Genomic DNA, 20,428 nt, shown 5'->3' on the forward strand with positions numbered 1-20,428 from the left:
ACGGCGCAACCCCTGTTCCAAGGATGAGCGCTGGCTTGACCAGGAAGCCCCTTTCCTGGCCTGTGCTTTCAGGGGAAAAAGCGCACTGAAAACCTGATGGCCTCGGCCAGAAGCTCTCGGGAAGGTGTGTATTTCTCTCCCTGTGCGGAAAAGTGATCTGAGTCTCTATCTTATTCGTGCAGTTCAACGGCCTTGGCGTTGGTTTTGGCCACATTCGGCCAGGCGGCGATGGTGTGAGTGTCTAACGCGGTCTCTAGAATTCCGCTGAACCCTGCCATCCCAACCGAGTGGAACTCCCGCATGCTGCGCCGTATCCATGATTCTGACCGAGGGGCTTCCTTTATTGAGTACGCCGCTGTCATCGCGCTGGTGGGTGCCGTAATCGCCACCCTGCTCGTGTCAGGGATCCCTCGCCGGGTCAGTGACGGGATCGCGGGGGCGGTCGATGACGCGCTGAACGGGGAAGGTGTCTCTTCCGACGGTGCGGGACCGGATGTCCCCTGGGCCGAAGGCCCGGGTGTTCCGGGGACGGGAGGGCCAGACTCTTCGCAGAGCGCGGCCCCGGAGAGAGAAGGGTCGTACTCCCCTGAAACCGGAGAGTCAGACTTCTCGGAGCATGGCTCTAGCGGAGGTGTCGGTCCCGGCACTTCGGAAAAGGGCAGAACCGATAGTGCTGAGGGAATTCCGGATCCAGGTTTGCCAGAACCGTTCGAATTTGAACCCGCCCCTTATAATCCCGAGGAGCACGCGGGTGGTGCTACACCGGCTGTGTGGAACGGCAGTGATGACTTCAGCGTCCAACAAACGTTGTCCTGGGGTGATTTTTGGGGAAATGGATCGGCATTTACGTTCGAGGATCGCGGTGACTACAATTGGTATTGTGGGGAAATCGCTTACAATATTTGCTATTTCGGTGGCGGGGTGGCGCAGGGTGCTGTAGAGGTTTATGAGGATTCTAAAAATACCGCGTGCCACTTTGGGTTCTTTTGTAGTTATGACGAACAGAGGGAGGCCTTGAGTGAAACTGGAGAGGGCGTAGGAAACCTGCTGAGTGATCCCTGGGGCAGTGTCAAGGATATGGCGGGTGACTTTTGGTCCACGCCCGAGCGCAACAGGGAAAACATTAGTGAGCGCCATGGTCCGTTTTGGAAGGATTCCGGGTATTGGATACCGCGAATGGTCGGGGCGCCTCTTAAGCCTTTCAGGATCATCGGAGGAAACTCAAATGCGCCCACGGGCGAAAGCAGAGGAGGGCCCAGTTGTGTCACCAACAGTTTTGCTCCTGGGACCCTGATTGTTCTTGCGGATGGTACGACGAAGCCCATCGAGCTGGTTGAGGTCGGTGATCATGTATTGGCCACCGATCCCGTAACCGGAGAGGAGGGGCCGCGCGAAGTTTCGGACACGATCATCGGGTCGGGTGTCAAGATGATGGTCGAGATCACCGTGGACACCACTACCCAGATCGGGGCTGGATCCCTCGAACAGGGGGTACTCGAAGGGGCAGTCGGACGTCCGGGTCCGGTGGTGCTCGGCGATGCCATCATCGCCACTGGCGGTCATCCCTTTTGGTCTCCAGAGCGGGATGCCTGGGTTAACGCGGTCGATTTAGCTCCGGGCATGTGGTTGCTCACTCCCGAGGAAACGCTGGTGCAGGTCTCTGGGGTTAAGTCGTGGGAAGAGTCGACCACGGTATATAACTTGACCGTTCAGGATATCAATACGTATTATGTGTTGGCGGGGGACACTCCGGTCCTCGTTCACAATGTGAGTCGTTACAAGCCTGCGCCTGAGGGAAAAGTGCTTCCTGGTTTCCCTGACGCAGAATATGTTGGCAAGGGTACCAATGTGAGAGGGGGTGGAGGTCGTCGTGATCGCTGGGAATTGCCGGATGGAAGGATTCTGGAATGGGATGCAAAAATGGGAACAGTTGAAATGTGGACCAACAAAAAGAAGAATGCTAAACACATGGGGGAGTTTGATCCGGATAGCGGCAATCGACTCCCCGGAAACAAAGGTCTCCCTGTTCGAGGGAGAAAGCTAGGGGGATGTTAGTGTGTGAATGGGTGTGGGTTTTGCACGGGTTTGATCGAGAATCGGGTAAATACCGCGTGCGCCATAGGTTGACTGGGATTTCTGACTCTGAGGTGGCGCGCTATCTGGGGTTGGAAGATCTGGGGTGGGGGGATATTTATGATATTTCTGAATCTTCCCTTGTGGATCTTTCGATTCGGTTTGGTTTTAAACTTTTTCTCAAAGATTTCGAATATGCCCTTGGTCGAGAGGCTCCCCCCTCTTCGTGAAATAGCTGATTGTCGCCATTTCTTTTGATGGCACCAGATGCGAAGGGTTGTGACTCAGGGGTGTGCTGGTTAGTCACGCTGGAGTCGCGCTTCTGGGCTGCCCCGCTCGCCTGGCCGTTCGCTCTTTTCCCTGTTCATCGTGATGATCCTGGACAGGGGAAGCCTCTTTGTCCAGTTGGAGAAGGACGAGAAGTAGGGTGCGGATGGTGAGCGAACCTGAGGTTCACCGCATCCTCCCCACAATCCCCCATGGAGTACTTGATGAAGAACAGGCTTCCGCTCGCAGTTCGAGTACAGCGGGTTCTACTGTGGTTTCTGTTTGTGATGATGATCGGCAACGGTCTGATGTTGATCCTGGAGACCGGGGGTGGAGCGTTCGGGATCGGGTATGCCTCCCCCTACTTTGCCCTAGGTTCCTTTATGGCGGTTCTGGCCGCGAAGATCAAGTCCGGGGCCAAGTGGATCCGAATCAGTCTGATCGTGTTGTACAGCGTGATGATCTTTCTGCAGATCAACCGATTCTTTAATGGTGACTTGGGAGGACTTATCGGATTGCTCTTCCCGATCTTTGGGTTGGTGCTGGTACTGCGTCGCACGTCTCGTGAGTTCTTCGCGGTTTCTTGGTCCGGTGCCTGAACCGCTAGTGTCTACCTCCCCTCTGGTAAGGCAGTGATGTCTGAACACCCTTCCCTTCCGCCGCCACCGAACTCCATGCCCTTCGGTACGCCAGCCTCGGGGCCGCCCTGGCCGGTGGGCCCCCAGCAAGGGCCGCTGCGATTAGGACACTCGCATGTGGAGCCTTTGAGGCGGTCAGAGGATTCACCTCCAATCCCGAATAGCGGCGGGGTGCCTTCGCTGGCCAGCGCTCCGAAGATGCCACTGCAGCTGCGGATCCAACGGGTCATGCTCTTCCTGATGCCGACATGGACTTTGTTGATGCTGCCTAGTGTGATCTGGTGGGAGAACATCCATTTGTTCGGGGTCTGGGACGCGTTGCTGGCGCTGTGGCTGGCCTTTCCCGGGATCGCAGCTCTGGCTTGCGGGCTGTTATTGAGTCGAGGCGGCAGGGCGGTGCTTTACGCGATTGCGGGGTTGTGCGCCATGATCGTGGTGCTGAACTTCTGGTACTTTCTCTCCGCTGGCCCGCGGGTCCTGCAGGCGATTCCGTTCACGCTGCTCATTGCGATCCCATTGTGTTTCCCCTCGTCATGGCGGTACGCGCGGGCGAGGCAGGGACATCGCCGGGGGACTGCGGAGCCAGGCTCTTGAGCTTCGAAGGGCGTGTGCTGTCGAGACAGGCACGCTTGCGCTTATGTGGCCTCTTGATTGCACTTATCTTCTCCGATTTCGCTGAAGATTAGGCATCCTCCAGGGTGTTCCACAGCAGTTCGGAGCGGGTGCTCACGACCTGTGTACCGCCTATGCTGGAACTGCTGCGGGATGCGGTCTCGGGTTCCGCCGAAGGCGCCGAGCCTATGTCCAGGTCCAGGATCTGTTGTCCGGGGTGCAGGCGCAGGGCCCGGAGTTCTCGCGGTTTAGATCCATACGGGCTGGGTCCGCCTGATGCCATGCAGGTCGAGAACTCTGTCCTTGTCTGTGTGGGCTCTGCGCCCGGACTGGGTGTTCTTCCAACCCGCGGCGTTCAACCTCTGGCGGACGATGTCGGTCAAACAGCCCAACACCACCGGGGCGGTCCCGCTCCGGGTGCGCCGGGCGTCCTCTCTGAAGGTCACGTCCCGCACGTAGTGCACCCGGTTCTCCACCGTCCAATGACCTCGAGCGTGGGCCGCCAGCTCCGCAGGTGAGACCTGGTGGGCGTCCAGGTCGGTGACGGCGAAGACGACCTCGCGGCTGCCCTTGGCCTTGCCGTGCTCGCGGCGGTGGCGCTCTATGCGCACCACTTGTCGCGCCCCAGGAAAGGCCAGGCCCGTCACGGCGGTGACCTTCACCGACCGGTGTTCTTCGCGTCCGTGAGCGTGGGTGGGGCCCTGGGTATGGGCCACCGGTATCTGCAGCCAGGGCAGAGCGGACAGCTGGGTGTGCAGCCTGGGCCGGTTGCCCTTGACATAGATCAGGTAGTGGGCGCCACGTTTCAAGAGGTAGGTGGCGTGGTCGGCCACGGTGTGCAGGACATCGGCGGTGATGATCGCACCCTGGAGCTCGGTGTCGTGGAGTTGGTCGAGCAGGGCGGTGAAGGCGCTGGTTTCGCCCTTTTTATTGCCCAGCTGGGTGCAGGCGGCCACGGCGGCGTCGTGGTGGCGGGCGGCGTGGAAGGACATCGAGGTCGAAGAGCGGCCTTTGCGCAGGCGGGCGCCGCGCTGGGTCTTGCCGTCCACGGCGTAGGCGGTGTGGCGTAGCCGTGGGGGTGGCATCTGGCATTGGCGGGTGCGGTGGGTATGGCGGTGTTCGCGTTCGGGTGCCCCGGCGGGGGTGCGGGCCGCACTGTGGGGTGTGGGTGGTGGGCCGGTTCGGGTGTCCAGGGCGGACAGGTCGGCCCGGGCGAGTACCTCGCGCAGGGTGCGCTCGTCTCCGGATATGGATCTGTCCGGTGAAGGGGCAGGTGGGAAGCCCCAGGCGCAGGAGGATGGGTGGGGGTGCGTTGTGAGCCCATTCGGTGATGGCTGTGGTGGTGTTGTGGCCGGTGGTGGTCAGAGCGCACACGCACAGGGCGAGCAGGGTGGTCAGGGGGTATCGGAGGCCGCGTGGGTGGCGGGGGGCGTCGATGGTGGTCAGGTGGTCCATCAGGTCGGGGGCGAGCGGTTCGGTGGGATCGGTTGTGAGAACGTCTTGGACGCGAGATGATGACACAGCGGGTACGGAGCCTTGCGGATAGTGGTGTCTCGACAACTCCATGATCCTTCAGGCCCGTGCCCGTTTTTTCATGTCAGAACCCGGATATACCCGTCGCAGACGGTTCAGATTCGGCGTTCGTTACTTCCCCGACAAAACGCGAGAACTCCGGGGCCCTGGGTGCAGGCGCACGTGGACGATCCCCATCAGCGCGGCCAGTTCAGCGTCGTTGTGGGCGGAGTCGATGTGCTTGATGCTCTCGAGGTGGTGGCCGTTCTTATGGACGGTCTGGTCGGCTTGCGAGCCTGAGGGTGTGGAGACCTTCCGGATGAACGATGTGACCCGAGCACCCTGTGGCCGTTGCCCGGACTAGTCACCCCGAGCACTCTTGGTGGACACGGTCAGGCCAGGTCAGCGAGTTACTCCTCACGGGGCTGCTCACAAGTGGCACAAATGAGGTTAAAGAGTCGAGTTGGTCATGGCGGAAGGGGCGTCCGTCCTGCTTTGGAACGGGACGGACTGGACTCTCGGGGTGGCACGGGGGTCCTGGCCGAGACTGCCTGGCGGGGCGTGGCCTGCCGAGTCATGGGAGTTCGCGGTGCTGCCGGGCCCTCTAGGTGAGGGGGCCGGTGAGATTTCTTCGGTCACGCCGATCCGAAACCGCGTCGGTGAGATCGACGGTGTGGTGTTGGGGTTTGCGAATTTCCGGCTGGAGCTGACCTCTGGGGAATCGCTGTGCTGGGCTGTGGTCGACGAGCAGCCCGAAGAGTGAGAGCGCGCCGCTGAGCGGCTGTCGTGGTGGGGCGGTGGAGGTGGTGCGGCCAACCTTGCGCCGGAGCGCGGCCGGCCGCACCAAGTTGCCCTCGAAGCGTCTCGGTCGGAGCGCCGGGAGCTCCCCCTAAGTTCCCTAGCGAGGTGAACCGAGTTTCTTCAAGAGGGCGTTTGAGGCACGTACGTCGGACCCCCTCCCAAGCGCCCGAGGTCGTGCATCCCCTCCGAAGTCATTTGTACACCCACAGCTACGGGGCGGGGGCTGTTTTCGTGAAAGAGATAAGGTCTCATCCATGGCCGACGGGCGATCAGGTCGTTGATTCGGAACCTTAACACGTCCGTGCTGCCCGAATCGTGCCCGGATCCTCCTGTGAAGTCCTTTCTAGCGCTGAAAACGGGCTCGCGATCAGGTTCCGGTCGGCCCCTGGCGGAGAGGTGCTGGCGTCAGAAATTCGCATTGATGTCTCTGATGCGACTGACGCATAGGAAAAGATGCAGCGGCCGCATAACCTGCGAACGAGAAGGGCCGCAGACCCGATGGCCCGGAGGGTTCTTCCGGTGGAGTATGACCGAACTGTGAACCGGCGGAGCGGGTGACCTGCGTAAGAGACAGGGGGTGGGAGGTGAAGCGGAGAGCAGCTCCCCACTGCGCACATTGCTGAGAAGGCGCGGATCACCGGCCGCGACAAGGTGATCAAGGAGCCCAGAGTACCCCAGACCGCGGTTGGTGCCCGCCAATCCGTCCGAAACCCTGTCCCGACCCAACCGAGGAGGATTCCCATGGCCGCGGAACCAGCGGAACCAGAGGCGGGCGAGTGGTTTCTCCGCTACTTCGCCCCCGGGGAACTTGACCGGCTCGAACAGTTCCCGGTCCGAATCCCCACCGGTCACGAGTTCGGCCTACTGGGCCTGCTCGGCGCCTGGCACACGCACGTCCGCCGACTCCGGGAGGATCTCGAACTAGCGGATTCCGACCCCTCGGCCTGCGGCGTCCACGACCTCGTGACCGCGCTGGTGCTGCGTGATTTCGTCGACCGGGGCATCACCACTCTGGGCACGGAACGGACTGCGGGAGTGGACGCGGCCCTGGCCGACGTCGACGCGCGGTTCCGCTCTCTGACGGAGGAGGACGACACCGAGCGTCTGGCCCTCGCCGAACCCGAGGTGGAGGGCCGGGTCGCAGAGAACTGGTGGTGGCGGCGTATCCCCCTCAGCGGCCCGGCCCGCAGGGAACTAGACCGCATCGCCACCCGGGAACAGGAAGGGCGGACAGAGGGCCACTGACCGTGGCCCCGCCGGGAACCGTTCCCGGCGGGGCCACGGGGTTGATGCTGAGCCGGGGTTCAGCGCTTCCAGGGTTCGGGTAGCGGAGAACCGGAGACCATGGCGGCCTTCAGCAGCGCCCACCTGTCCCGGGCTTTGGCGATCGCGCGCCAGCAGGTGAAGTGTTCACCGGTCTCCCGCAGGGCCTCGGAGAGGGCGTCGTAGTGGTCGGTGATCTCGTGGAACTCGCAGAGGTGGCCGTTGCGGGCACTCCAGCGGTTGGGCAGGTCGTCACCGGCGCGCAGGGCGTCGTCGAGGTAGCTGAAGACCGCCTTGGCGGAGATCAGCCGGATGACCGCGTCAGCGCAGGTTTCGGGGTCGTTGAGAAGCTGGGTGAGCCGCGTGGCGAGTGCTTCGGTGTGCTCGTTCATCAGGCCACCCCCACCAGAGCGGACTGCCGGGCCTCCCAAGCCCGGTAGGGGCCGCGCACGATCGCGACTTGCGGGTAGTCCCCGTTGAGCGTGTCCTCGACGGGTGGCCGAGGTGCCGGAATCGAGGGAGTGGGAGCTGCGGGGGGCCGGGGCTCGGGAGTCGAGGGCGTCGGTGCCGGGGAAGTGGCTTCAAAGTGTTCGGAGGGCGCGAGCTCCTCCACGTACCGCCGCACCCGACGGGACCGGTTGCGCCGGGCTTCGGCGCCCAGCTCCCAGAGGTAGCCGAACGGGGTGGTGTGAGCGCCGCGCGTTGGCCGGAAAAGCCGTGCGAGCACGGCAAAGAGCCCTAGTAGGGTAAGCATGTCTACCTGCTTTCACCAGGTTGGCCGGGCCCGGGGTGTTCGCAGCACCGCCGGGCCGCTTCATGAGTTGGTCAAGGTCACATCATAGCTAGGTGTACTACCCCTGACTACCCCTGTGGGTAGCTATGGAAAGACATGGATGGCTGGCTAGGTTCGTTCTATGCCCGCTATCGACCGCGAATCCCCAGTTCCGCCCTACATCCAGGTCGCCAACGATCTACGTGCGCGCATCGAGAGCGGAGAGATCCCACCAGGGCGAGCTCTGCCTTCCTTGGTCAAGCTAGAAGACGAGTTCGGCGCTGCCCGGGACACACTGCGCAAAGCCGTGCAGGTGCTGAAGGACGAGGGGCGCGTGCAGACGGTTCGGGGGATGGGAGTCTTCGTTCTCCCCCTGGAGTGATCTTGGGAGATGGCAAGGCGCGCTATCGCCCTTCTCCATGAGGAAGGCTGGGTGGTGACCCTGCCGCAGCGGGGGACGTTCGTCGCTCTAGGGGAGGGCGCCTGACTCGGGCGGCCGCCCCTCGCCCCGGCTACCTGCCGCCCGGTTACTTCCAGAAGATCTCGGCGAAGTTCTCGTGCCCGGGCAGTGGGCCCGCCTGCGGTGGTTCGATCTCCTTCGAGTAGACAGTGGCGTCAGAGAAAGCGGCGATCGGCAGCACCGGCAAGAACTCCATCAGCTGCTCGTTCAGTTCCTCGTAGGCGGCGCGGCGCTGCTCCTGGCCGGGAAGGCTGCGGGCCTCGTCGAAGGCCTCGGCGAGATCGTCGGCCCCGGCCTCGGAGAACTGGTCGAGGGTGAAGAGGTAGGAGTTCAGGAAGTTGAGGGTGTCGTTCTGGTTGCCCCACGCCGTGTGCAGGTACAGCGCACAGTCTCCGGCCCGGACGCTGTCGGACAAGTCGTTCCATGACTGGGCGACCGGCTCCACCGTCACTCCGATGGCCTCCAGGTCCTGGGTGATCAGGTTCTGGGTCGCCTCGGGGTCGGGCAGGAAGACTTGAGAGAGGTCGTTCGGATAGCACAGGTCGAGTGTCAGGTCGCCGTGACCTGTGCTCGCGAGCAGTCCCTCGGCCGCTTCCGGTGAGTGTTCGATGGTACGTGCGTTCGGAGACCCTCCGTTGACGGCTTCGGGCACGAGCTGGGCGGGGACCTCGCCGTCTCCGCTCATGACCGTGTTGACGATGCTCTGACGGTCGACGGCACGTGCCAGGGCTTCACGGACCTCCGCAACCTCCAGAGCCTCGTGCGCTTCCGGCTGGAAGCCCAGGTAGAAGAGTCTGTGCGGTTCACGGGAAGGCATTTGGAAACCGGCCCGTTCCAGCTGGGCGACGTCCTCGGGGAGCGCGCGCTCGTAGCCGTGGATCTCCCCGGACTCCAGAGCCTGACGGCGGGCGGCATCGTTGGGGATACCGCGCATGATGACGGTGTCGACCCCCGCGGAGCCGTCCCTGTGCTCGTCGAACCGCTCCAGGGCTACCACTGCCTCCCAGCGGTCCCACTCGCTGATCCGGAACGGCCCGGTCCCGGCCAGGGCCCCCGGGTTCGAGGAGTAATCGCCGAGGGGGCCTATGAGTGGTTCGTCCGCGAACTCCGCCACGGCGGAGGCGCTCATGATGCCGAAGGACGCATAGGTGAAGCCGCCCGGCAGAGCCGGGGTGTACTCGTTGACGGTGATGGCCGCGGTCAGGCCGTCAACAACTCGGCAGGAACGGTAGTTGGATTCTGCCTCGTTGTACCCCGTCTGCTCGGCGAACCCGCCGAACACCGACTGCCAGTGGCGGGTGTACTTGGTCTGCTGGTAGACGCCGTCGATGTTGTACCAGCGGTCGAAGTTGGCGCAGACGGTCGCGGCGTCCAGCTCGTCACCGTCGTGGAACCGCACGCCCTCACGCAGGTGGAAGGTCCACTCGGTACCGTCGTCGGAGTGCTCCCAGCTCTCGGCCAGGCCGCCGACGATCTGACCGTCGGCTGGATCGTGGCGCAGCAGGGTCTCGAACACCTGCCGACTGAAGCGGAAGGTGGATTCGTCGCTGGCCAGGAACGGGTCGGGGCTGGAGATCTTCTCGGCGGTCGCGAAGACGAACGGATCGGACTGGTCCTCGGCCGCCTCCGCTGGGAGTCCCGGGCCCCCGTCCCCGGCGGCCTGCTCGCCGCTGCTCGTATCACCGGTGGGGTCGGGGCCCTCGCGTAGCAGCAGCCAACCGGTCACCCCGCCGATCATGAGCAGGGCGGAGGCGGCGGCCGCAAGCCCCACCAGCAGGCGGGAGCCTTTCGCCCTGGGGGCGCCCGGGGAAGGGGCCGGGGGTGCTTGTACACCCTGCGGGGTGTGCTGGCGCGCGGGCGTGTGCGGACCCGAAGGGGCACGGGGACCTGTTGGCCTGTGGGGGCCTGGTGGAGTGTGGGGGCCATGCGGGACGGAGGCGTGCGAACGGTCGGGTGAGGATCCGGTCGCCGGAGGGCCTGGATTGGGGCCGGTCATCGGAGCGCCTGGAACACTTCCGGTCCCCGGAGCGCCCGGAGCCGGGGTAGCCGGGGCAGCCTGGGAGACAGAGGCACCCGGAGCGACAGACGGGGACGTCCCGGACCAGTCCTGGTCGATCAGTGCGCCGACCATCGTGGCCATCTCGTGCGGAGAATCCGGAACAGGGCCCTCACCGCCCCCGGCCGCCAGAGCCCGGACCAGCTCCGCTGCGGTCGGCCGGTCCGCCGGATCCTTGGCCAGGGCACGGGTGACGACTTCGCGCAGGCTCTCCGGCACCCCGCTCAGGTCCGGTTCACCGCTCAGCAGCCGGAACATCAGCTCCTCGGCCGAGCCGGTACCGAACGGCGGACGTCCGGTCACCGCGTAGGCCACGAGCGCGCCCCACGAGAACACGTCGGCCTCGGGCCCCGCCCCGCCGCTGAACCGCTCCGGGCTCATCCACCCGGGAGAGCCCATCAGCCCGCCGGTCCGGGTCAGCTGCGTGCCGTCCAGGGCGCGGGCGATCCCGAAGTCGAGCACCTTCGGCCCGTCCGGGGCCAGGATCACGTTCGACGGCTTCAGGTCCCGGTGCACGACCCCGGACGCGTGGATGGCCGCGATCGCCTCCGCCATGCCCACCGCCAGGACCCGTGCCTTGGCCTCGGGCAGTGCTCCCTGTCGCCGCACCCGCTGGCCGAGGGTGGGCCCGGGCAGGAACGCCGTCGCGAACCAGGGCTGCTCGGCGGCGGTTTCGTAGGCGAGCACCGACGAGATGCAGCGCGCCCGGATCCGGCTCATCAGCTGGACCTCGCGGGTGAACCGCTGCCGGAAGTCCTCGTCATCGGCGAACTCGGGACGGATCACCTTGACGGCGACCCACTGGTTCTCGGGGGACATCGCGGCGTAGACGACGCCCATACCGCCCGCGCCCAGCCTTCCCCGGATGTCGAACGGGGGGATCCTGCGCGGGTCGGAGGACTCCAGCGGGGTCATCGGGGGTGTGTCGGGGGAGGGGAGGGGCACAGCCTGCCTTCCAGGCCGGGAACATGGGCAGCGCGGGGGCAGCGGCGCCGACGGTCGCGCCAAGGGTAGCCGACGGTTTCTGTGCGTAACGAACCAGGTGCGGTCGATAGCGCTGGTTCGGAGCCGCGGGCCGTGTCATGCTCGGGCCCGACCGAGAACAGGGACCGAACACAGCCTTCGTCGGTCGACGCCGACTTGGGACGGGCAGTCCGAGGAACTGGAGCGGCGCGCCGACCAACTGGAAGGCGCGGACGGGGTCGGGGAAAGCGGCTGACGACCCGAGCGCGAACCCGAGTCCGCTCGCCCGTGTAGACCTGGCGGGCGCGGCGGAAACGGCGGCCCCGTCAGGTCAGGCAGGCCTCATGCGTCTTCCGCATGGCTGGGATGAACGACCGGGGCCCGAACCCGGAGTCCGGGCACAAGTGCGGGGCGGGGTCTGTGGCGACCCCGCCCCGCACCCCGGTGACCGGGGAAACGGTTCCGGGCCCTGCCTGGCCCGGTCCCGCACCCTTGACCAATACCCCCGGTCAGGGCTTCGTCTCGACCTGCGGTCAGCTCCCGGCGGGCGCCTCCAGGTCGAAGAGGTCGGCCAGCAGCTCGTAGGAGCGGAAGCGGGCCTTCTTGTCGTAGATCATCGAGGAGATCATCAGCTCGTCCACGCCGGTGTCGGCGACGAACTGCTCGATCTTGGGCTTCACGGTCTCGGGGGAGCCCACGAAGGAGTAGCGCAGCATCGCTTCGGTCTGCTGCTTCTCCCCGGGGCGCCACATGGTGTCCATCGCCGAGCTCTCCACCGGCGGTGCGAGCAGGCCGCGGGCGTTGCGCATGATGCCCAGGAAGGCCTGCTGCTGCGAGGTGAACAGGTTCTTCGCCTCGGCGTCGGTATCCGCCATCACCACGTTGATCCCGGCCATCGCGTACGGCTTCGCGGCCTGTTCCGAGGGGGTGAAGTCCTCCCGGTAGGCGGCCAGGGCGTCGTAGAGCGCGCTGGGCGCGAAGTGCGACGCGAAGGCGTACGGCAGGCCCAGGTGCGCGGCGAGCTGGGCGCCGAACAGGCTGGAGCCCAGGATCCACAGCGGCACCCGCAGGCCCTCGCCGGGCACGGCGCGGACCGGCTGGCCGGGGCTGGCGGGCTCGAAGAGCGATCGGAGCTCCTGGACGTCCTGCGGGAAGGTCGAGGAGGCGGAGTTGTCGCGGCGCATCGCGCGCATCGTGCGCGGGTCGGTGCCGGGCGCGCGGCCCAGACCGAGGTCGATCCGCCCCGGGTAGAGGGATTCCAGGGTGCCGAACTGCTCGGCGATCACCAGGGGGGAGTGGTTCGGGAGCATGACGCCGCCCGAACCCACCCGGATGGTGGACGTCCCCTCGGCGATGAAGCCGAGCGAGACCGAGGTGGCGGCGCTGGCGATCGCCCGCATGTTGTGGTGCTCGGACAGCCAGAAGCGGGTGTAGCCCCAGCGCTCCAGGTTCTGCGCGAGTTCGCGGGCGTCACGGAGGGCCTCGCCGGGGTTGGATCCCTCGACGATGCTGGCGTGGTCCAGGACGGACAGCGCGAGCTTCGGGTTGGTGCGCTCGGCTGTTCCAGCTGCTTCCGTCATCTCAGTTACCCCCACTGGCCTGGCTTATTCGATGATCGACGAACATCGAACATTGACGGTACACTCGCCGCTGAACGCACGCCAAATCCCGTTCGCCCGTCGGCCCGGCCGGCGGAAGGGTCTCGGCGGGGCGGTCCGGTCCTGGGGCGGACGCTCGAAACGGCTGCGGGGCAGCGGAAATGGAGGTGGGGTCGTGGCTCCCAAGGGGACGGCCAAGGGGCATGAGCATCCGTCCCTGTCCGAAGTGGATCTGGTCACGGTCCTGTCCGCGCTGGCCGAACCCACGCGGCTGCGGATCGTGTGCATGCTCGCGGAGTTCGAGGGCGAGCGTGCGTGGAAGGACATCGAACTGCCGATCGCGCAGTCGACCCTGAGCCATCACCTGAAGATTCTGCGCAACGCCGGTCTGGTGCAGAACCGGACCGAGGGCACCCGCTGCTTCGTCTCGCTGCGCGACCAGGAGCTGGAGGGGCGGTTCCCCGGGCTGCTGGAGACGGTCCTGAGCTGCCGGGACGGGCACTAGGCGGTCTCCGGGCCGCAGACGCGTCATATCTTCACTCACGTGAAGCGCAACGAAGGTCGGCCTTGTCGAGTTCCCGGCCGGGTAAGGGTTTTCGGTGTGGGCCGGTCCAACGCCCCGGGCGTCCTCGGTCGCGGAGCCCAGCCCTCCGCCGCGAAGCCATGCGAATCACGGAAGACAGGCCGCGGACCCGGCCACGGGCGGCTCCGAACGAGCCGACCCGGACCGGGGCCGCGGCAGAGGACGTCCCTCAGTCCTGGATTTCCCCCTTGTGCCAGGAGCGAGGGGCGTCCACCCCCCTTTGTGACCGGAGCCCCCGAATCCTCTGTTCCCCTTTTCCCTTCCTTGGGCCTTGCGGCCGGAAGGCAGCAGAGGAGTCGGAGACCCCTTGTCGGCGAGCGGCACATCCACGTGCTTGACGAACGTGAATTCCCCCGAAACCAGTGCCACTCGCGTGGGTGGGATTCGCCTTCGTGGAAGTCCCCCTAGACTATTAACTTCCACAAAACATCTCCCCGTTTAACCCGCGCTTCCCTCGTGTGACGAACGTGGGAAAGCGGGACCCCGCAGATGCACTCTATCGCCTCTCCGAACCATTCTGCCCAGCTCTCTCAGGTGCGGCGAACGGTGAACGCGAACCATCCGACGGTCCCTGAAAACGGGCGAATGCACGGAACGACGTAATGCATCGTGCGGACACCGCGGTCGGCACGGGCGTGAGGTGCAAAGCCTGTGCCGGTCGGGTGGCCGACGCTCTGAGTATGCCCGAGGAGGGCGGCGCTCCGCAGCCTTTCCGCAGCAATTCCCGAACTTGGTGGGACGGCGCGGTCGATGGCCGTGCTCGGGCTGATCAAGAGGGCTGTCCGTATTGGGTGATGGGTACGAACCGATCCGACTTTGTTGGTGGTTTGGTGCCATAAGTGATCGCCTGACGGGGGCGGGGCGCCCTCCGGGGCGGATTTCGGCGGCGGAGTCGGTCTGTGCGGGTGGTCAGGGGCCGGGTCAGCCGATGGAGTGGCAGCCGGACAACCGTGGCCGGGCAGGGCTTCGGTCCTGCCTGCGTTGCCCCTGGGGTGTCGGCGGCCTCGGTGCGTGCCCGGGATTCCGTGGGGCTCCTTGGGAGGGGGTGGGATCGTTCGTGGCTGTTTCCGTTGATTTCACCGCCTCGAGGCGACACGTCGGCGCTTCACCCATCGGCCGGGGCGGGGGACGTGCGCTTCCCCGCCGCGCGGGCGGGGGCCGACCGGACGCTCGAAGGCGGAGTCGCGCCATTGCCTCCGATCACCGCTCCCGGATGCGCCAGGAGTAAAAGAAATACCTTTTCTATTTCCGCCCGAAGGAATGTAAAAAAAGCTGATTCGGGATCGCCCGGGGTTTGGGGAGGTAAAAGTGGGTTCTGTGGGTTCGGGCGTTGGTGCGCTGATGGGGCCGGGAGCGGGGATGACGGCCGGTACGGACGCCGAGCCGCTGGTGGCGGCTGACAACCACTCTTCGCACGACCGCCGGGTCGGCGTCGACCTCTCCGGGCCCGCCGTGGCGGTTCTATGCGACTTACGCATGGGGGCCGCTCTCCAGGGCATCGTCCGAGTAGCCCACTGTCCGAGAAGCGCAGGCGGGGGCCGGGTCGCGCGGTCGGGCGGCCGGGGCGGCCCCGCACGCCCGAGCGTCCCGCACGCACCGCAGCACCAAACGCGCCTGGAAGGCGTCACATCACACGAAGACGCCCTGCCCACGACAAGACTCTGCGCTCACCCCAGCTAGGAGAGACCCCCTGTGAACATCGGCGACGAACTCGGCGGATACGAACTCCTGGAGGTCCTCGGCAGAGGCGGGTTCGGCACGGTCTACCTCGGGCGCGGCAGGGACGGACAGCTCGCCGCGGTCAAGGTGCTGCACCACCACTACGCCGACAACCCCCAGTTCCGCGCGCGGTTCCGGGCCGAGGTCGAGCACAGCATGCGGGTCGTGGACTTCTGTATCGCGCGGGTCCTGGACGCGGCCCCGGACGGCGATCCGCCGTGGGTCGCCAGCGAGTACGTGGAGGGACCCACACTCCGGCAGTTCGTGCACTCGGGCAAGGAGGACGGCGGCCCCCTGCACGAGGGCGACCTGTACCGGATCGCGGTCGCCACTGCCACCGCGCTCACCGCCATCCACGCCTCGGACGTCGTCCACCGCGACTTCACACCCTCCAACATCATGATCGCGCCGGACGGGATCCGGGTGATCGACTTCGGGATCGCCCGAGCCCTGGAGAACAGCCCCGTCTCGGCCAGCGCCCTCCTGGGCACCCCCCGCTACATGGCGCCCGAGCAGTTCCTCGGCAGCAGGGTCACCCCCGCCATCGACGTCTTCGCCTGGGGGTCGGTGATCGCCTTCGCCGGGACCGGCAAGGACATCTTCACCGGAGAGAACCTGGCCGTGACCCTGCGCAAGGTGCTGTTCGAGAAACCCGACCTCACCGGCCTGCCCGACAGCCTCGCGTCGATCGTGCGCTGGTGCCTGTACAAGGACCCCCAGCTGCGCCCCACCTCGCAGCGGCTCCTCGCCACCCTCCTCGGGGTGGCGGAACCGGGCGGGGGACACCCCCAGGACCGGCTGCCGGGCTACAGCGGCCGGGCCGACCTCGACATCCTGGCCCTGGGGAACCAGATCGGCCAGGGCAGCGGCACCATCGACATCACCGCGATCCCCCGCCTGACCCAGGCACCACCGGACCGGGACGAGCTCTTCGAGATCGGCGGGGAGTCCTACTCCAGCGCCGCCGCGCTCGCGCTGGACATCCAGCGCGACTGGAACACCGCGCTGGCCCTCCTGCGCAACGCCCCGCTCCGGCAGGACCTGCTGCGCTGGCTGCCGGAGTCGCACGAACAGGCCCGTCGGACCATCGGCCAGCTGCCGGAGGACTGGGGCGGCGCCGACGTCCAGGCAGCCAACCTCATCGCCGACCTCGACCCGGCCCTCCCGCCGATCTTCGACAAGCTCGACATGTCCTGGGGCGCGCTCTTCGCCACCCGGGGCGGGCGGAGCTGGCCCTACCGGGGAGAGGAGTACCGGCGCCTCCTGCGGCTGGTGGAACAGGGCAACCTGCTGGAGCCCTTCAGCCGGCACCACTGCGTGGCGAGCGACCACGAGTGCGCGGCCACGGGCGGCTGTGAGCCCTACGCCCGGGTCGCCCGGCAGACCAGGGCCATGTTCGCCTCGCTGCGCAACTGCGAGGCGTGGCTGGAGCAGCTCGGCAAGGGGTTCGGGCTCACCCCCACCCCGATCCCGCCGGACCAGCGGGGCGACCTGGTCCACGTCCTGGCCACGGACCCCCGGAGCCGGTGCGACCGGTGGGAACTGGCGGCCTGGGCGGTCGAGGGGATTGCGCAGTGCTCCGAACGCGACCAGGTGTACCGCGCCGTGGGCCACTCCGAGGACCCCTGGCCGGAAGCCGTCGTCTTCCGCGCGCACCGGGACGACTTCCGCGAACTGGCCGAGCGGATCAGACAGGAGGAGAGCGCTTCGGGTCCGGACCCGGCTCCGCGGGACCCGCGGGACGAGCTGGCCCGGCTGGAGCGCAGGGACCCCAAGCTGCTGGTGCGCTTCTTCTACGGGCTGGGCGCGACCCTGGTGGCCCTGGCCGCGGTGGTCGGGGTGGTGTGGAACAGCCTGACGCTCCTGGCCGTGGTGGCGGGTGTGGTCGGGCTGTTGTTCGGCGGGATCGGTCTGGTGATGGCCCACGACCACGAGCGCGCGCTCAGGAGGTTGAGGGAGAAGTCGGCGGACCTGCCCGAGCGGACGGAGAAGGGCGGGCGACCGCCAGCCGGACCGGACGGGGGCAGGGGCGCCGCGACGCGGTCCGGCGACGCGGTGGACGCGGTATCCGAGCCCGCGGAGGAGCATCCGGCGGGTTCGGCCACCGCGCCCGCGTCCCAGGAACCGTCCCCGCCTTCTCCCCTCGCGGGCTCTGGTCCCGCCGGGCCGGAGGTGCGTTCAGACGCCGGAGGCGCTCCGGAGTACTTCGCCGAGGACGATCTCGATCTGAGCCCGTCGGACCGGATCCGGTTGCGGGAAAGCGTGCAGGCCCAGCCGTCGGACCGGGCCGGGACGGTCCGGGACCGGATGGGGATGTCTGCGGACGGGCGGCTCGCCGCGCGGAGCGCGCCGGAACCGCGTGCCGCCGAACCGCTCGGTTCGCGGGAGGGCACCGGAGGGGTCTCGCGGGAGAGCCCGGCGGAGGGCTCCGGGGCGAGCACGGAGAGGAGCAACGGGCAGAGCTGGGAGGGGGAGGCCGGGGAGAGCACCGCGGAGTGGACCTTCGAACGGGGTGTGTCCTTCGGCTGGGAACGGAATCCGGGGAGTTAGGAGCCCGGCTGGGGCGGGGCGGTGCGCCCGCCCCAGCCGGGCTCCGTGCCGGACGCGGGTCAGCTCCGGGTTCGGGTCAGACGGAGGAACCCGCCGCCCTGCCCGACGACCAGGCCGAGGTTGGCCATGGCGTAGGCCCACCAGAGCCAGGCCAGACCGCCCGCCGCGGCCACCGGGAAGGCGGCCAGGGCCAACAGGCCGAAGCACACCGCGAACGTGTACAGGGTCGGGGTGGTGCGCTTGAGGGCGAGCAGGCCCATGCCCGGCATCGCCTGCATGCCGTCGGCGAGGACGACCACGAACACCAGCGGAATCAGCGCCGTGACCAGCGATGACACGTTCGGGTCGGGCGTGAACACCCCGATGATCGGACCGGCGGCGACCCAGATCAGCAGCATGCTCAGCGCGATCACCGGCAGGGCTACGGCCAGTCCGGCGGTCATCGCCCGCCGGACCTCACCGAACCCGCTCCCGGGGGAACGGTCCCCCTGGTCCCTGGCGGTCTGCGTGGTCTGGGTGGTGTGGGCCGCCTGGGCGGCGCGGGCCATGAACGGGACGGCGGCCTGCCCGACGGCGGTCGCGGGCAGGAACACGAAGGTCACCAGGGTCACCATGACCTGGTGGGCGGCGGCCTCGGCGGCGCCGACCCGGGCCACCGCCATCGCGAGCAGCCCCAGCACCCCGAACTTGATGAGCATCGTCGAGCCCATGGGCAGGCCGACCCGGGCGATGTGCCAGACCCCGGGCCAGTCCGGGGAGCCCAGGCCGAGGTTCTGGCCGTTCAGGACGGTGCCTCGGCGCAGGAGCGTGTGGGCCACGATCATGACCACGAGGGCGGTGAGGAGCATGGCCAGCCCGGCGCCGGTGATGTCCAGGCCGAGCGCCACGACCAGGGCGGGGACCAGCACCACCGACAGCGCGGTGCCGACCAGCCCCACCGTCATCGCCTGCTTGGAGCGGCCCAGGCCGATGAGCAGGGTGGTCGCGCAGGCCTGGAAGGCGTTGGCCAGGAGCGCGAACGCCATCAGGTACTGGAAGGGCCCGAAGGCCGCCACGGTCTCCTCGGGGGCTCCGATCAGCCGGGCGACCAGGGGCACCGCCGCCACCAGGGCGCCGCCGAGGAGGCCCGTGCACAGAGCCAGCCAGAGGGAGTTGCGGACAGTGGGGGCGAGCACCTCCGGGTCCTCGGCGTTCTGCGCCACGAAGGGCATCGAGCCGCGCAGCGCGCCCTGGATCACCATGGAAACGGGGTTGTACAGGGCGATGGTCATCGCGTAGGCGGCGAGCACGGCGGTGCCGGTGTGACCCAGGACGCCCGCTGTGACCATGGTCCCGAAGACGGTGGCGACCATGGACAGATACAGCGGGAAGGCCTTTCCGCCGATGCTGCCCATCAGGTGCGGGAAGGTGGGGCGCGGCTCCTCGTCGGGAGGGTCCGAAGGCGGAGCGGGGGCGGCCGCGGCTGTGTTCGCGGGGGCGCTCGCGGAGGTGCTTGAAGTGCTCTCGTCAGGTGGCTCCGAGACCTGCGCGGCTGACTTGCCGGGGGTCGCGTCGTCGGAGGGCTCGGGGCCGGAGACCGCTTCGCCTGGGGGTTCGGAGCCGTCCTCCCCGGTCTGATTCGTCGGTGGGGCCGTGTCGTCACCTGTTGCGGGAACGGCGATGGCATCAGTGGCGTTCGGGGTTCTGTTGTCAGCCATGGTCTTCTCGTGGGTGGCAGTCAGGGGCTTGCCGAGAAAGCTACCAGGGCGAATGTGAAGTTATTTCTTCGTATTTTGCTTTGATGTTTGATTTATGGTGTTATCGAAGATTCCTCCTCTTTTTGAAGACCCTTTCGTATCGTGCTGGTCAGAGTCGAAAGCGTGTGATGGGTGCGGGGCCGGACGGGCCGATGCCGGGACGTGGGGAAGCGGGAGCGCTTGCGGCTGGGGGTTCCGCCGGGGACGGCGGATGGCCGGATGCGGTCAGAGCTGCCAGATTTGCTGAAGGACCCGGTGGGAACAGGTTGGCTGCAGATGCTCCCGTGGTTCTGGACTCGCGGTGCGAGCGAATGTGTTTGGCCCCGCTGGCCCCGTTGGTGGCGCCGCCGGAGCCAGGATCCCCGCGCCGCCCTCGGTTCTCCCCGTTCTCCCCGCGGGCCGCTCCGGGGGCTTCTGGTCCCTCCCCGGCCGGAACGGCGGTCACCGAGCTGACTCGGGGCGCCGGGAGCGGTCACTGCGCTCTCGGCGCGGGCGGTTGACAGTGGTGTGCACCGATTTCCTCTCCTTCCCATAACGTCCTCACCGAGTGTGTTCGTTGTATGGGTCCGCCGTCATCGTGCCCGAACGGGGTTCGGGGAGTGCGTCCCGGGAAGCGGGGAGCCTTGGTGAACAGGCGATTCCGTCTCCCCGTACGGGTGCGCGCGGAGCACTGGCGGTGAGCTCCGGAGCTTCCGGGAATCGGTCCCGACGACCCCGGGAAAAGGGGGATCACGGCATCGGGTGCCTCACAAATTAGGTAGATTCGCAGAACCACGGGATCGAATGTGCTATCCCGGCACAGCCCACCACAACCGTCCCTGATGT

Annotated in this window: 12 protein-coding genes and 2 pseudogenes; 7 read left to right on the top strand and 7 right to left on the bottom strand. The window is 66.9% G+C overall.

The window, feature by feature from the left end; genetic code table 11:
* Positions 1 to 300: 300 nt before the first annotated feature.
* From HNR07_RS33810 to HNR07_RS33820, 3 genes are all read left to right on the top strand, one after another.
* Positions 301 to 2,055: a colicin E3/pyocin S6 family cytotoxin gene (locus HNR07_RS33810; RefSeq protein ID WP_184371024.1), complete on the top strand. Its 1,755-nt coding sequence runs from the start codon at positions 301 to 303 to the stop codon at positions 2,053 to 2,055.
* A 509-nt stretch (positions 2,056 to 2,564) separates the two neighbouring features.
* Positions 2,565 to 2,939, top strand: a complete 375-nt coding sequence (locus HNR07_RS33815) for a hypothetical protein (RefSeq protein WP_184371027.1) — start codon at positions 2,565 to 2,567, stop codon at positions 2,937 to 2,939.
* A gap of 267 nt (positions 2,940 to 3,206) precedes the next feature.
* The gene (locus tag HNR07_RS33820) at positions 3,207 to 3,572 is read left to right on the top strand and encodes a hypothetical protein (RefSeq protein ID WP_184371031.1); all 366 of its coding nucleotides are present in this window, start codon (positions 3,207 to 3,209) and stop codon (positions 3,570 to 3,572) included.
* Between the two features lie 266 nt (positions 3,573 to 3,838).
* Here the strand turns inward: HNR07_RS33820 and HNR07_RS33825 are convergent, their stop codons facing one another.
* The 3 genes and pseudogenes from HNR07_RS33825 to HNR07_RS36300 form a co-directional block, all read right to left on the bottom strand.
* Positions 3,839 to 4,675: an ISAs1 family transposase gene (locus HNR07_RS33825; RefSeq protein WP_246420624.1), complete on the bottom strand. Its 837-nt coding sequence runs from the start codon at positions 4,673 to 4,675 to the stop codon at positions 3,839 to 3,841.
* 208 nt (positions 4,676 to 4,883) lie between these two features.
* Positions 4,884 to 5,156 (bottom strand): annotated as a pseudogene (locus HNR07_RS36260) (transposase family protein); the annotation flags it as partial.
* A gap of 111 nt (positions 5,157 to 5,267) precedes the next feature.
* Positions 5,268 to 5,423 (bottom strand): annotated as a pseudogene (locus HNR07_RS36300) (IS1634 family transposase); the annotation flags it as partial.
* A 1,221-nt stretch (positions 5,424 to 6,644) separates the two neighbouring features.
* Between HNR07_RS36300 and HNR07_RS33830 the strand changes: the two are divergent.
* Positions 6,645 to 7,148 carry a hypothetical protein gene (locus HNR07_RS33830; protein WP_184371073.1) on the top strand — a complete coding sequence of 168 codons (504 nt, stop codon included), beginning with the start codon at positions 6,645 to 6,647 and terminating at the stop codon, positions 7,146 to 7,148.
* Between the two features lie 59 nt (positions 7,149 to 7,207).
* Here HNR07_RS33830 and HNR07_RS33835 read toward each other — a convergent pair whose 3' ends face one another.
* Complete coding sequence (locus HNR07_RS33835; protein ID WP_184371076.1) at positions 7,208 to 7,558, bottom strand: hypothetical protein; 351 nt, start codon at positions 7,556 to 7,558, stop codon at positions 7,208 to 7,210.
* Positions 7,559 to 8,080: 522 nt separating this feature from the next.
* Between HNR07_RS33835 and HNR07_RS33840 the strand changes: the two genes are divergently transcribed.
* Positions 8,081 to 8,320 (top strand): GntR family transcriptional regulator, encoded by a 240-nt coding sequence (locus HNR07_RS33840; protein ID WP_184371079.1) that lies wholly within the window; start codon positions 8,081 to 8,083, stop codon positions 8,318 to 8,320.
* A gap of 145 nt (positions 8,321 to 8,465) precedes the next feature.
* Here the strand turns inward: HNR07_RS33840 and HNR07_RS33850 are convergent, their stop codons facing one another.
* Together HNR07_RS33850 and HNR07_RS33855 are read right to left on the bottom strand one after the other, a co-directional pair.
* The gene (locus HNR07_RS33850; protein WP_221319019.1) at positions 8,466 to 11,369 is read right to left on the bottom strand and encodes an ABC transporter substrate-binding protein; all 2,904 of its coding nucleotides are present in this window, start codon (positions 11,367 to 11,369) and stop codon (positions 8,466 to 8,468) included.
* Positions 11,370 to 11,950: 581 nt separating this feature from the next.
* Positions 11,951 to 12,997 carry an LLM class flavin-dependent oxidoreductase gene (locus HNR07_RS33855; protein WP_184371088.1) on the bottom strand — a complete coding sequence of 349 codons (1,047 nt, stop codon included), beginning with the start codon at positions 12,995 to 12,997 and terminating at the stop codon, positions 11,951 to 11,953.
* A gap of 244 nt (positions 12,998 to 13,241) precedes the next feature.
* Between HNR07_RS33855 and HNR07_RS33860 the strand changes: the two genes are divergently transcribed.
* Complete coding sequence (locus tag HNR07_RS33860; RefSeq protein WP_017582025.1) at positions 13,242 to 13,520, top strand: ArsR/SmtB family transcription factor; 279 nt, start codon at positions 13,242 to 13,244, stop codon at positions 13,518 to 13,520.
* A 1,770-nt stretch (positions 13,521 to 15,290) separates the two neighbouring features.
* Positions 15,291 to 17,867 carry a serine/threonine-protein kinase gene (locus tag HNR07_RS33865; RefSeq protein ID WP_184371093.1) on the top strand — a complete coding sequence of 859 codons (2,577 nt, stop codon included), beginning with the start codon at positions 15,291 to 15,293 and terminating at the stop codon, positions 17,865 to 17,867.
* Between the two features lie 59 nt (positions 17,868 to 17,926).
* Here the strand turns inward: HNR07_RS33865 and HNR07_RS33870 are convergent, their stop codons facing one another.
* Positions 17,927 to 19,564, bottom strand: coding sequence for an MATE family efflux transporter (locus HNR07_RS33870; RefSeq protein ID WP_184371096.1), 1,638 nt, complete (start codon positions 19,562 to 19,564; stop codon positions 17,927 to 17,929).
* Between the last annotated feature and the right edge of the window lie 864 nt (positions 19,565 to 20,428).

It is taken from the genome of Nocardiopsis metallicus, from assembly GCF_014201115.1.
GTDB classification, from domain to species: Bacteria; Actinomycetota; Actinomycetes; order Streptosporangiales; family Streptosporangiaceae; genus Nocardiopsis; species Nocardiopsis metallicus.

What these genes read in the sequence shown, in the direction of transcription:
- HNR07_RS33810 (WP_184371024.1), top strand. Translation starts at nt 301, where the DNA reads ATGCTGCGCCGTATCCATGATTCTGACCGAGGGGCTTCCTTTATTGAG.
- HNR07_RS33815 (WP_184371027.1), top strand. Translation starts at nt 2,565, where the DNA reads ATGAAGAACAGGCTTCCGCTCGCAGTTCGAGTACAGCGGGTTCTACTG.
- HNR07_RS33820 (WP_184371031.1), top strand. Translation starts at nt 3,207, where the DNA reads ATGCTCTTCCTGATGCCGACATGGACTTTGTTGATGCTGCCTAGTGTG.
- HNR07_RS33825 (WP_246420624.1), bottom strand. Translation starts at nt 4,675, where the DNA reads ATGCCACCCCCACGGCTACGCCACACCGCCTACGCCGTGGACGGCAAG.
- HNR07_RS33830 (WP_184371073.1), top strand. Translation starts at nt 6,645, where the DNA reads ATGGCCGCGGAACCAGCGGAACCAGAGGCGGGCGAGTGGTTTCTCCGC.
- HNR07_RS33835 (WP_184371076.1), bottom strand. Translation starts at nt 7,558, where the DNA reads ATGAACGAGCACACCGAAGCACTCGCCACGCGGCTCACCCAGCTTCTC.
- HNR07_RS33840 (WP_184371079.1), top strand. Translation starts at nt 8,081, where the DNA reads ATGCCCGCTATCGACCGCGAATCCCCAGTTCCGCCCTACATCCAGGTC.
- HNR07_RS33850 (WP_221319019.1), bottom strand. Translation starts at nt 11,369, where the DNA reads ATGACCCCGCTGGAGTCCTCCGACCCGCGCAGGATCCCCCCGTTCGAC.
- HNR07_RS33855 (WP_184371088.1), bottom strand. Translation starts at nt 12,997, where the DNA reads ATGACGGAAGCAGCTGGAACAGCCGAGCGCACCAACCCGAAGCTCGCG.
- HNR07_RS33870 (WP_184371096.1), bottom strand. Translation starts at nt 19,564, where the DNA reads ATGGCTGACAACAGAACCCCGAACGCCACTGATGCCATCGCCGTTCCC.